Here is a 13107-nt window from a genome sequence, read left to right as displayed (position 1 = left end):
ATTATTAAAGGAGGTGGTGATGTTATTTCTAGTCACAGGAGCAAGTGCAGGTTTTGGTGCCGAGATTAGTCGAGTATTGGTTTCAAAAGGGCATAGTGTTATTGGCACGGCAAGAAGAAAGGAAAAGTTGGCTCAATTACAAGAAGAGTTAGGAGATAAATTTTATCCACTTTGTTTTGATATTAGCTCAAAAGAAGAAACGAAAAATGCGATAAATTCACTACCAGAACATTTGCAACAAATTGATGTGTTAGTCAATAATGCTGGCTTAGGGCTTGGGTTAGAGCCTGCACATTCCGCCTCTTTTGAAGATTGGGAGAAAATGATCAATACCAATGTGTTAGGACTTTGCTATGTTACTCATTTAATTTTACCTAAAATGGTGGCGAGAAAATCTGGATTAATTATTAATATGGGGTCGATTGCGGGTACTTATCCGTATCCAGGTGGTAATGTGTATGGTGCAACCAAAGCCTTTACTAAACAGTTTAGTTTAAATTTACGGGCTGATTTGGCGGGTACAGGTGTACGAGTATGTAATATCGAGCCGGGTTTATGTGGAGAGACTGAGTTTTCACACGTGCGTTTTAAAGGTGATACAGAAAAAGTCAATGCCCTTTATAACGATGTAGACTTTATTCAACCAATAGATATTGCCAATATTGTTTCTTGGGTTAGTGAACAGCCTCAACACGTGAATATTAATGCTATTGAAGTAATGCCAACGGCACAGTCGTTTTCTGCGTTGAATGTGGTTAAAAATAATTAATAAAAAAGATATAAAGATAATGAAAAAACTACTGGTGATTAGAAATGATAAATTAGGTGATTTTATGTTAGCGTGGCCATCTTTTGCGATGCTAAAACAATCAATGCCTAATACTAAATTGGTGGCGTTAGTACCACCTTATACGGCTAAAATGGCTCAAATCTGCCCTTATTTAGATGATATTATTATTGATACAAAAGAGTTAACAGAAACGGTTAAAAAAGTGAAAGCAGAGCAGTTTGATGGGGTGATCAGTTTTGTTTCGGATATTTATAATGCAAAATTGGTATGGATAGCCAACATTCCTTATCGTTTAGCCCCTGCAACAAAATTAATTCAATTTCTTTATAATCATCGTGTAACACAGCGTCGTTCACGTTCTGAAAAAGCAGAGTTTGAATATAATTTAGATCTGGTGCGTGCTTTTTTAACCAAGCATCACATTCAGATTATTGAGCCACAACTCCCTTTTTTACGTTTTGATAATACTTTACTCAAACAGCAAAAAGAGAAGCTATGTTTACAGCTTAATCTTGACCCAAATAAAAAATGGTTATTTGTACATTCGAGTACTGGCGGTTCTGCAAATAGTTTATCTCTCGAACAATACACCGAGTTAATAACAGCCATATTAAAACATTATGATTGCCAAGTGATTTTGACCGCAGGTCCAAATGAAAGTGACAGAGTGAATGCGTTAGCGGAATTAATTAATGATCAACGCGTTGTCGTATACGATAAAAATGAGGGAATGGTTGATTTTGCACAATCGTTAGCTTGTGCCGATCTGTTTATTTCAGGTTCAACAGGTCCTTTGCATATTAGCGGTGCATTAAATATTCCAACCATTGGCTTTTATCCAAGTCGTCGTAGTGCTTTACCCATTCGTTGGCAACCTACTAACGATCCTGCTTGCCATATTGCGTTTTGTCCACCTGCGACAAAAGAAACCGAGAGAGATTTGACGGTAATTTCAATCGCAAAAGCATTGATGGAAATTCTGCCATTTGTTGGAAAAATGTGGCAATAATGGATAAATATAGCGGTAATATTTTGATTGAAATTTGTCTATAAATTATCAATTGTTGAGAAAACCACAGATTTATTATAATAAAATAGCCAAAAAAAGGATAAAAACGACCGATCAATTGTTTTTTAGATGATTTTTGTCAAAATAATTAACTTTGCTATTTGACACAAATGAATATTTTTGTAATCATTCGCATATTCAATGTTCTGTCGTTTTTAGAACTATTGATGTTAACTGGTTGTTTTAGACCTTAACAAAAACAACTTTATCAGTGAATTATTTAAATAATTTAAGGTGATTATTATGAAAAAAACTCTTGTAGCATTAACAGTTGCAGCTTTAACAGCAACTTCAGCTTCAGCATTAACAGTATTTGAACAAGACGGCTCAACAGTTAAAGTTGGCGGTGCGATCAAATTACATATGGACAAAGTAAAAGAAGGTAAAACAAGTAAAAGTACTGCTATGCATAAAGATGATGCAAAAATCAACATTGAAGCAAAATATGCTTTCGGTGATGCTTATGCATTAGGTTTCTATGAGTATGACTTCTTAGCGCCTAAAGTTAAAAAAGCATACGTTGGTTTAGGAAATGATGCAGGACACCAAGTAACTTTCGGTCTTCAAAATACGTTTGCTGACAATGTAGGTCACTCTTCTTTTGATAATATCTGGGGTGTTCGTAGTAAATTTACTCCAGGTGATTCTGATAGTATGATTGCTTACCGTTATACTGGTTTAGAAGGTTGGGAATTTGGTGCAGATTACGTACTAAAACAAACTAAAACTTACGAAGATGCTATGGGCAATGACCAAGAAGTTAAAGAAAAAGCATGGTTTGATCTTGGTGCGAAATACAGTGCTGGTGATTTCACTGCAGACTTTGCTGTTTCTCAACGCAAAAATTTCTTAATGGATGCCCGTAAGTTTGGTGGACCAAAAAATGCTACCCTTTACAAAGGAACTGCTCTTGATACTGGATTTAGTTATATGATGGATAACTTGACCTTTGCTTTAGATTTAGGTTATGCAAAATATAAACCTGAAAGTAATAGTGATAGTTTGAAAGCATATTATGTATCTCCAGGAATGAAAGCAGCATTTGGTGATGCAGCAGTATATGGTAACTATACTTATTCAAAATATGAAGATACTAAAGTTCACGGTATCAACTTAGGTACTGAGTATCAATTAGTTAAAAATGCAAAAGTATTTGCTGAATTTAACTATGACAAAACTAAACGACCAAATCAAGATTCTGTTAAAAACAAAGCATTCGGCGTTGGTATGAAAGTTGAATGGTAATCTAATTACCTAGCAACTTAATTGCTAAAATAACCCCATAGGCTTAGGCTTATGGGGTTTTGTTTTTATCGCCATACACCATCAATTAAATAGCTAAAAATTTATAAAAAAGATATGATATGTCATAAAGAAATTGTAGAAACGATAATGGAAAAACTACTTTAATTTATTATGAAAAAAAATTTACAACAAAGCCATTTGCAAAAAAACAAAAAAATCCGACCGCTTAGTGATGAACAAAAAGCGTTAATGAAAGAATTACAACAAATGACGATTAGCGATAGTCGTCGTTTGGCGGGACGTATTCGTGGCTTAGCTAATATTCACAAAGAGGAAACCAAACAAGCGGTCACTTCTGAAATAAAAAATGCAATTTCTACGGCACAGGCTTTTTTTAGTCATAAAAAATCATTATTACAAAATCTAAAAATAACCTACCCTGATTTACCTGTCAGCAGTCGTCGTGATGAAATCCTAAAAACCATTCAAGAAAACCAAGTGGTGGTTATCGCAGGGGAAACTGGCTCTGGGAAAACCACTCAGTTACCAAAAATGTGTTTGGAATTAGGACGTGGTGTCAAAGGCTTCATCGGTCATACCCAACCTCGCCGAATTGCCGCTCGCTCGGTGGCAAATCGTGTGGCGGAAGAGTTAGAAACGGAGCTGGGCGATATTGTTGGCTATAAAGTCCGTTTTAATGATCAAGTGAGCGATAATTCCCTGATTAAATTGATGACGGACGGTATTCTGCTTGCGGAAATTCAAACGGATCGTTACCTTAATCAATACGATACTTTAATCATCGATGAAGCCCACGAACGTAGTCTGAATAATGATTTTATTTTAGGTTATTTAAAACAAATTTTAAAAAAACGCCCTGATTTAAAAGTAATTATTACCTCAGCGACCATTGATGTAGAGCGTTTTTCAAAGCACTTTAACAATGCACCGATTATTGAAGTCTCAGGCAGAACCTACCCTGTGGAAGTGCGTTATCGCCCTGTGTTGGAAGAAGAGGATCAAGACCAGCTACAAGGTATTCTGAATGCGGTTGATGAATTGCAAGCCGAAGGGCGTGGCGATATTTTGATCTTTATGAACGGCGAACGTGAAATTCGTGATACCGCCGACGCACTTGAAAAACAGAATTTACACTTAACCGAAATTTTGCCCCTTTACGCACGGTTATCGTCTAGCGAACAGCAACGTATTTTCCACCCAAGTAATTTAAACCGCATTATTTTAGCGACCAACGTGGCGGAAACTTCTTTAACCATTCCGAATATTAAATATGTGATTGATACGGGAACGGCTCGTATCTCTCGTTATAGCTATCGCACCAAAGTGCAACGCTTACCCATTGAGCCGATTTCACAAGCCTCCGCCAATCAGCGTAAAGGACGTTGTGGGCGTATAAGTGATGGGATTTGTATCCGTTTATACTCCGAAGACGATTTCAATTCTCGTCCTGAATTTACCGATCCTGAAATTTTACGCACTAACTTAGCGGCGGTTATTTTACAAATGACTTCGCTCGGTTTAGACGATATTGGGGCATTTCCTTTTGTTGACCCGCCCGATTCTCGTAATATCCAAGACGGAATTAAGCTATTAGAAGAATTACAAGCATTCCAGTTCCGCCAAACAAAATATGGGCAAAAGCGTGAACTCACACCAATCGGTCGTCAGCTCGCTCAGTTACCTATCGATCCTCGTTTAGCAAGAATGGTTATTGCGGCGAGTCAAAATGGATCGTTGCACGAAGTAATGATGATCGTTTCTGCACTTTCAATCCAAGATCCAAGAGAACGTCCACAAGAAAAACAGCAATCCGCAGACGATAAACATCGCCGTTTTGCGGATAACGAATCGGATTTTCTCTCTTTTGTTAACCTATGGCATTTTATTCGTAAAAATCAAAAAGAGTTAACCCAAAATAAATTTAGACGCTTATGCCGTCAGGATTATTTGAACTATTTGCGTATTCGTGAATGGCAAGATATTTATCATCAACTGCGTTTAACGGTGCGTGAATTGAAAATGCCAATCAACAGCGAACCTGCAAATTATGTGCAAATTCACACCGCTTTATTGACAGGTTTACTGTCTCATATCGGTATGAAAGAACCAGAAAAAACGACTTATTTGGGAGCGAGAAATTCCCATTTTTCAATCTTCCCAAGCTCCCCAAGCTCCTCGCTATTCAAAAAGCAACCCAAATGGATTATGGCTTCTGAATTGATCGAAACCTCAAAATTGTGGGGGCGAATGGTCGCCAAAATCGAGCCAGAATGGATTGAGCCGTTAGCCTTGCACCTTATCAAATCCAATTACAGCGAACCCCATTGGGAAAAATCCAAAGGGGCAGTAATTGCCGCTGAAAAAGTCACCCTTTATGGATTGCCGATTGTGGCAAAACGTAATGTCAATTTTGGCGGTATTGATCCTGTTGTTAGCCGTGAGATTTTTATTCGTTCTGCGTTGGTGGAAGGCGAATGGCTGAATAATTACAAATTCTTCAAACAAAATAACCGCTTAGTACAAGAAGTGGAAGACTTGGAACACAAAACCCGTCGTCGTGATATTTTGGTAGATGAAGAAACTTTGTTTGAATTTTACGATCAACGTATTGGTACAGAAGTGGTATCGAGCAAGCATTTTGATACCTGGTGGAAGAATGCCAGCACAGAAGATCCTGAATTGCTGAATTTTGAAAAGTCCTTTTTGATCAACGAAAATGCCAATAATGTTAGTGAATTAGATTTTCCTAACTTTTGGCATCAAGGCAATCTCAAATTAAAATTAAGCTATCAATTTGAGATAGGTAAAGAGGCAGATGGTGTGACAGTTCATATTCCTCTACCACTATTAAACCAAATTGAACCACAAGGATTTGATTGGCAAATTCCAGGATTACGCCGTGAGCTTGTGATTGCCCTAATTAAATCACTCCCCAAAGCCACTCGCCGTAACTTTGTGCCAGCACCGAATTATACAGAAGCATTTTTAGCAAAAGCGGTGCCTTTTGAAAAGCCTTTGCTTGAAAGTCTAACCTACGAACTGCGTCGAATGACAGGCGTGAGTGTTGATCCTGAATTATGGAATTTAGAGCAACTTCCTGCTCACTTAAAAATAACCTTTAGAGTAATTAATGATAAAGGGAAAAAAATTGCCGAAAGTATGAATTTAGATGAATTAAAATTTATGCTGAAAGATAAAGTACAACGTAGCCTTTCTGCAGTGGCGGATGATCGTATTGAACAAAGTGGCATTCATATTTGGAATTTTGATCAACTTCCACAATTTTATGAGCAAAAGAAACGAGATTTTACCGTCAAAGCCTATCCAGCTATTGTTGATGAAAAAGATGCGGTAGGGATTAAACTCTTTGAAACGGAATATGAACAACAAATTGCAATGCAACAAGGTTTACGCCGTTTGTTACTGTTAAATGTACCTTCACCGATTAAATATTTACACGAAAAACTACCAAATAAAGCTAAACTTGGTTTGTATTTCACGCCTTTTGGTAATGTATTAAGTTTAATTGATGATTGTATTGCCTGTGCGGTGGATAAATTAATCGAAGACTTTGGCGGATTTGTGTGGAATGAAGATGATTTTGATAAACTCAAAGCGTATATTCGTGAAAATCTCAATGAAATGACGGTAGATATTGCCCAACAAGTCGAAAAAATCTTAACCTTAACCTTTGATTTAAACAAACGCTTAAAAGGGAAATTAGATTTCACAATGGCGTTTGCAATGTCGGACATTAAAAACCAAATCAACCACTTAATTTACCCAAATTTTGTCACGGAAATGGGGTATACCAAACTTGCAAATTTACAACGTTATCTTACCGCTATAGAGAAGCGTTTAGACAAACTTGGCATCGATCCAAACCAAGATCGTGCCAAAATGTTACGCGTCGAACAGGTACAAAATGCTTATCAACAATTACTTGCTAAGTTACCAAAATCAAAAGCCATTCCTAATGAAATTTTAGACATTCGTTATATGATTGAGGAGTTAAGAGTAAGCCTGTTTGCCCAACAATTAGGCACACCTTATCCAATTTCAGATAAAAGGATATTGAATTTGATTAGGGAGTTTTAGGGAATAGCGGTTAGATTTTAATGAACATTTACAAATTTTGAAATTAATCTCACCGCTTATTTGGGTTTTGTTATATTTTAATAACACACTGATTTTTAAGTAAATTTATAGAGTTGTCGCGTGTGAACTAACGCCCCCTCCTTGTAAACTATGTGCGTGTTGTACAGTGGGGGGATAATTTATGTTTTTGGCGCCTTTTAGAATACTATTGCTATTAATTTCTAAAAATCAATAGATAAAAGTTTTGTGGTTGCCTTGATGTATAAGGTATATTTACTTTACCTAAACTAGGAAAATAGACGATTTTACGCTATAATTATCGCAATTTTTCGTCCAAATTTTAACAGAGAAGAATAATGTCAAATCAAAATCGTAAAATGTTAGTCACTTGTGCCTTGCCTTATGCAAATGGGGCGATCCATTTAGGGCATATGCTTGAACATATTCAAGCGGATATTTGGGTACGTTTTCAACGTATGTGTGGTAATGAAGTCTATTTTGTGTGTGCTGATGACGCACACGGTACGCCAATTATGTTGAATGCCAATAAACTTGGGATTACGCCTGAGCAGTTGATCGAGCAAGCAAAAACCAGCCATACCGCTGACTTTAAAGGTTTTAATATCAGCTTTGATAATTATCATTCTACTCACAGTGATGAAAACCGTGAGATCGTGGCAGATATTTATGGCAAATTAAAAGCGAATGGCTTTATCAAAACCCGAGTAATTTCACAGCTTTTTGACCCTGAAAAACAGATGTTCTTGCCTGATCGTTTCGTAAAAGGCACTTGCCCAAAATGTAAAGCAGAAGATCAATATGGTGATAACTGTGAAGTTTGTTCTGAAACTTATAGCCCAATGGACTTAATCAATCCACGCTCTGCGGTTTCAGGTGCAACACCAATCACTAAAGAGTCAGAACACTTTTTCTTTGATTTGCCAAGTTTTGCAGAAATGCTAAAAGAATGGACTCGTTCAGGTTCATTACAGACTGAAATTGCTAACAAAATGCAAGAGTGGTTTGAAAGTGGCTTGCAACAATGGGATATCAGCCGTGATGCCCCTTATTTTGGTTTTAAAATTCCTGACACCGAAGATAAATATTTCTACGTTTGGTTAGACGCTCCAATCGGTTATATTGCGTCATTCAAAAACTATTGTAATAGCACAGGCGTAAATTTTGACGAGTTTTGGAATAAAGACAGCGAAGCCGAGCTTTATCACTTTATCGGTAAAGATATTGTTTACTTCCACAGCTTATTCTGGCCAGCAATGTTAGACGGTGCAGGCTTGCGTAAACCAACTAATATTTTCACGCACGGCTATGTGACCGTAAATGGCGAGAAAATGTCAAAATCGCGTGGTACATTCATTCAAGCAAGCACCTATTTAAAACATATCGATCCGGAATGTTTACGTTATTACTACGCCGCAAAATTACATAATCGTATCGAAGATTTAGACTTAAACCTAGAAGACTTCGTTCAGCGTGTAAACAGTGATATCGTCAATAAATTAGTGAATTTAGCTTCTCGTAATGCAGGCTTTATCAAGAAACGTTTTGATAACAAATTAAGTAGTAAACTTGATGATGAAGCACTTTTTGCTGAATTTACTGAAAAATCACAGCAAATCGCAACATTTTATGAAGATCGTGAATATAGCAAAGCGATCCGTGAAATTATGGCATTAGCGGATAAAGCAAATAAATATGTTGATGAAAAAGCCCCTTGGGTGTTAGCTAAAGAAGAAGGTAAAAAGCAAGAATTACACGACGTTTGCTCGATGGGAATTCAATTATTCCGTGTGTTAATGACCTACTTGAAACCAGTAATGCCAGTGCTTGCGGAAAAATCAGAAGCATTCTTACAAACAGAATTAACGTGGAATAATATTGCAACACCATTACTAAACCACGAAGTGACACCGTTTAAGGCGTTATTCTCTCGTTTAGATCAAAAACAAACGGAAGCAGTAAAAGAAGAAACCAAAGCACTATTTGAAGCAACGCAAAAACAAGAAATTGCAAAAAATGATCAAAAACAGACCGCTTCGACAAACACAAAAGTAGAACCAATCGCCCCAGAAATTACCATTGACGATTTTGCAAAAATTGATATGCGTGTGGCGAAAGTCTTGAAATGTGAAGAAGTGAAAGAGTCTAAGAAATTATTACGTTTCCAATTAGACTTAGGAGATCATCAGCGTGAAGTGATTTCAGGCATTAAAGCGGCTTATTCTAATCCACAAGAATTAGAAGGACGTTTTGTGATTATGGTCGCTAACCTTGCACCTCGTAAAATGAAATTTGGTACTTCGGAAGGTATGATTTTATCAGCGGGAACAGGCGGTTCGGATTTATTCTTACTCTCAGCAGACAGTGGCGTAACTGCTGGTATGCAGGTTAAATAGGATAAAAAATGCGTTTATTAACTCTGTTTCTTATTATGCTTTTATGTATTTTTCAAAGCTACTTTTGGTTTGGTAAAAATGGTTGGGAAGAGTATAAAAATGCTCAACGTACAGTAAAACAATTAAAAAAAGAAACGCTTCGTTTAACTGCTCGTAATGAAAAAATTATGGCTGAAATTGAAAATTTAACTAATGGTGTTGAAGCTTTAGAAGAGCGTGCCAGAATGGAATACGAGCAAATAAAACGAGATGAAATATTTTATCGTGTTGTTCCAAAAGAAAAATAGGACAGAAATTGATGTTACGTAAAATTATTGCCGTTATTCCTGCGTCTGGTATTGGCACAAGAATGAATACTTCATTACCAAAACAATATTTAGAATTACAAGGGAAAACTATTTTAGAACATTCTCTGCGTCCATTTTTAACGCATCCTGATATTCATAAAATAGTTGTAGCAATATCACAAGCGGATACATTTTATTCAAATCTTGCAATATTGAAATCAGACAAAATTCAACTTGTTTATGGTGGTGAAACTCGGGCAAATTCTGTGCTTAATGCGTTAAAAATACTTGAAAATGATGCTTGGGTATTGGTTCACGATGCTGCTCGCCCTTGTTTGAAGCGGTCAGATTTAGATAAAATTTTGCAAATTGATGATCCTAATGGTGCTATTTTAGCAACACCTGTTGTAGATACAATGAAACGTGCTAATGCTCAAGCTCAAATTGTAAAAACTGAAGATCGTAGTACCCTTTGGCGAGCTTTAACACCGCAATTCTTTAATGTCGGATTATTAAAAAAAGCCTTAGTTTTGGCATTTCAAAACAATGAGACTGTAACAGATGAAGCCTCTGCGATGGAACTATTGGGTTATAAACCTCAGCTGGTTGAAGGACGTTCCGATAACTTGAAAATCACCCATCCTGAAGATTTAGCTTTGGCTGAATTTTATTTGGCACAAGAAGGAATAAATAAATGATCAGAATTGGACACGGCTTTGATGTACATAGTTTTGGTAGTGATAAACCGTTAATAATTGGCGGAGTAACAATCCCTTATGAAAAAGGATTTATTGCTCATTCAGACGGCGATGTCGCTCTGCACGCATTAACGGATGCGTTATTAGGTGCAGTCGCTTTAGGTGATATTGGAAAATTATTTCCTGATACGGATCCGCAATTTAAAGACGCAGATAGTCGAGGATTGTTGATTAACGCCTATCAAAAGGTGCGTGAGCAAGGTTATAAAGTGGGTAATGTTGATGTAACGATTATTGCCCAAGCACCAAAAATGCGACCTTATATTGATCAAATGCGACAAACCATTGCTGATGATTTACAATGTGATGTAATGCAAGTAAATGTGAAAGCAACGACGACAGAAAAGCTTGGTTTTACAGGACGTGGCGAAGGTATTGCTTGTGAGTCTGTCGCTTTATTAGTAAAAATTTAAAAGTTAAGGTTTAAAAACTAAATTTTAAAAGAAAAATTTTAAAGGAAAAATAGTTATGAGTAATTTTGCTTATCTGCAACAAAGACGTAAAAAGTTAAAACTTAAAGTGAATGACGTATGCGAACAAGCAGGAGTTACTCGTGCTTATTTTAATCAATTAGTGACGGGTAAAATTAAAAATCCGAGTGCGATTAAGCTAAAAGCATTACATACCGTATTGGATATTAAAGAAGACACTAATCAGCGTGTGGGTGTAATTTTTGGTAAGTTCTACCCTGTTCATACTGGGCATATCAATATGATTTATGAAGCGTTTAGTAAAGTAGATATCCTGCATATTATTGTGTGTACTGAAAGTGAGCGTGATCTTGAGCTTTTTAACAATAGTAAGATGAAACGTATGCCAACCAATGAAGACCGCCTACGTTGGATGCAACAAATTTTTAAATATGAGCAAAAGCAAATCTTAATTCATCATTTAGAAGAAGATGGGCTACCGAGTTATCCAAATGGTTGGGAAGGCTGGGCGGAACGTGTTAAAAAACTGTTTGAAAATAAAGGGATAAAACCAACCACTGTATTTAGCAGTGAGCCACAAGATAAAGATCCTTATGAAACTTATTTAGGTTTAGATGTCCATTTAGTCGATCCTGACCGTGTCTCTTTCAATATTTCTGCGACAAAAATTCGTAATCATCCTTTCAAATATTGGCGATTTATCCCGAAAGAAGTGCGTCCTTTCTTTGTCAAAACAGTGGCAATTTTAGGTGGTGAAAGTAGTGGTAAAAGCGTTTTAGTCAGTAAATTAGCCAATGTGTTTAATACTACTTCTGCGTGGGAATATGGACGTGAATATGTATTCGATGAATTAGGGGGTAACGAACAAGCGTTGCAATATTCAGATTATCCACAAATTGCACTAGGGCATAAAAATTACATTGATTATGCAATGCGACACGCCCACAAGGTCGCCTTTATTGATACCGATTTTATTACCACTCAAGCCTTTTGCATTCAATATGAAGGCAAAGCTCACCCATTTTTAGATTCAATGATCAAAGAATACCCGCTTGATGTGGTCATTTTACTTTCTAATAATACCAAATGGGTTAATGATGGATTACGTAGTTTGGGTTCAGAAAAACAACGTCAGAAATTTCAACATCTTCTAAAAAAATTGCTTAAAAAATATAATATTTCTTATATTGAAATTGAATCACCGAGTTATTTAGAACGTTATAATCAAACAAAAGAAATCGTCGATGCTATTTTAAGTGATGCCCCTCTTCCATTAACAAATAATGAGAGTAAATAAATGATTCTTTTTGCTGGGGATCCTCATGGTTGTTATGAACATCTCTACCCCTTTGTTAAAGAAAGAGATGATATTGCATTAGTTATTTTAGGTGATCTACAACTAACCAGTTGTGAAGAACTAGATAGACTTGCTCAGCATTGTGATATTTGGTTTATTCACGGCAATCACGACAGTAAAACGGTTGCCTCTTATGATGCCATTTGGGGAACGCATTGGAAAGCACGTAACCTCCACAATCGTGTTGTTGATATACAAGGTACAAAAATTGCAGGATTAGGTGGTGTGTTTAGAGGACATATCTGGATGCCTCCTAACCGTCCAATGTTTTTTGATCATATTCATTATTGCCAATACTCGCCTGAGAAAATTTGGAGAGGAGGCATTCCATTACGACATAGAGTGTCCATTTTTCCTTCAGACTTTGAAATATTAGAAGATCAAAATGCTGATATTCTTATTTGTCACGAAGCCCCTTACCCACACCCCAAAGGGTTTAAAGTCATTAACCAATTGGCACAAAAAATGGGGGTTAAGAAAATTTTCCACGGACATCATCACGAAAATTTTGATTATAAAAAAATAAACCATACTGCCTGTGAAATATATAATATTGGTTTTCGTAGTTTATCAGATATTAATGGTAATTATTTATATATTGGTATTGATGATAGATAAATAGAGCGGTAAGATTTTA

General features: G+C 36.5%; 10 protein-coding genes. All 10 read left to right on the top strand.

Annotation, left to right across the window (positions count from 1 at the left end; all coding sequences use genetic code 11):
- Nucleotides 1-19: 19 nt before the first annotated feature.
- The 10 genes from KGI96_RS06670 to KGI96_RS06625 all read left to right on the top strand — a co-directional run bounded on the left by KGI96_RS06670 (nucleotide 20) and on the right by KGI96_RS06625 (nucleotide 13088).
- Complete coding sequence (locus tag KGI96_RS06670; RefSeq protein ID WP_211597864.1) at nucleotides 20-769, top strand: SDR family oxidoreductase; 750 nt, start codon at nucleotides 20-22, stop codon at nucleotides 767-769.
- 19 nt (nucleotides 770-788) lie between these two features.
- On the top strand, nucleotides 789-1799 hold the full coding sequence (locus tag KGI96_RS06665) for a glycosyltransferase family 9 protein (protein WP_211597863.1): 1011 nt from the start codon (nucleotides 789-791) through the stop codon (nucleotides 1797-1799).
- 303 nt (nucleotides 1800-2102) lie between these two features.
- The gene (locus KGI96_RS06660; RefSeq protein ID WP_213156401.1) at nucleotides 2103-3104 is read left to right on the top strand and encodes a porin; all 1002 of its coding nucleotides are present in this window, start codon (nucleotides 2103-2105) and stop codon (nucleotides 3102-3104) included.
- Between the two features lie 171 nt (nucleotides 3105-3275).
- The gene (gene hrpA / locus KGI96_RS06655; protein WP_211597861.1) at nucleotides 3276-7223 is read left to right on the top strand and encodes an ATP-dependent RNA helicase HrpA; all 3948 of its coding nucleotides are present in this window, start codon (nucleotides 3276-3278) and stop codon (nucleotides 7221-7223) included.
- Nucleotides 7224-7579: 356 nt separating this feature from the next.
- The gene (gene metG, locus KGI96_RS06650; protein WP_211597860.1) at nucleotides 7580-9637 is read left to right on the top strand and encodes a methionine--tRNA ligase; all 2058 of its coding nucleotides are present in this window, start codon (nucleotides 7580-7582) and stop codon (nucleotides 9635-9637) included.
- A gap of 8 nt (nucleotides 9638-9645) precedes the next feature.
- Entirely contained in the window at nucleotides 9646-9924 is a 279-nt protein-coding gene (gene ftsB / locus KGI96_RS06645; RefSeq protein WP_211597859.1) for a cell division protein FtsB, read from the top strand.
- Between the two features lie 11 nt (nucleotides 9925-9935).
- Nucleotides 9936-10622 (top strand): 2-C-methyl-D-erythritol 4-phosphate cytidylyltransferase, encoded by a 687-nt coding sequence (gene ispD / locus KGI96_RS06640; RefSeq protein ID WP_211597858.1) that lies wholly within the window; start codon nucleotides 9936-9938, stop codon nucleotides 10620-10622.
- Nucleotides 10619-11095 carry a 2-C-methyl-D-erythritol 2,4-cyclodiphosphate synthase gene (gene ispF / locus KGI96_RS06635; RefSeq protein ID WP_211597857.1) on the top strand — a complete coding sequence of 159 codons (477 nt, stop codon included), beginning with the start codon at nucleotides 10619-10621 and terminating at the stop codon, nucleotides 11093-11095. Before ispD ends, ispF begins: the two co-directional genes overlap by 4 nt.
- 55 nt (nucleotides 11096-11150) lie before the next feature.
- Nucleotides 11151-12410 (top strand): multifunctional transcriptional regulator/nicotinamide-nucleotide adenylyltransferase/ribosylnicotinamide kinase NadR, encoded by a 1260-nt coding sequence (gene nadR, locus KGI96_RS06630; protein ID WP_211597856.1) that lies wholly within the window; start codon nucleotides 11151-11153, stop codon nucleotides 12408-12410.
- Entirely contained in the window at nucleotides 12411-13088 is a 678-nt protein-coding gene (locus tag KGI96_RS06625) for a metallophosphoesterase family protein (protein WP_211597855.1), read from the top strand.
- Nucleotides 13089-13107: the final 19 nt, after the last annotated feature.

Origin of the sequence: Phocoenobacter atlanticus subsp. cyclopteri (assembly GCF_018343795.1) — a bacterium.
In the GTDB taxonomy this organism is placed as follows: Bacteria; Pseudomonadota; Gammaproteobacteria; order Enterobacterales; family Pasteurellaceae; genus Phocoenobacter; species Phocoenobacter atlanticus.
Note: the sequence above shows the minus strand (reverse complement) of the source record. Positions and strands in the feature narration are given on the sequence as shown.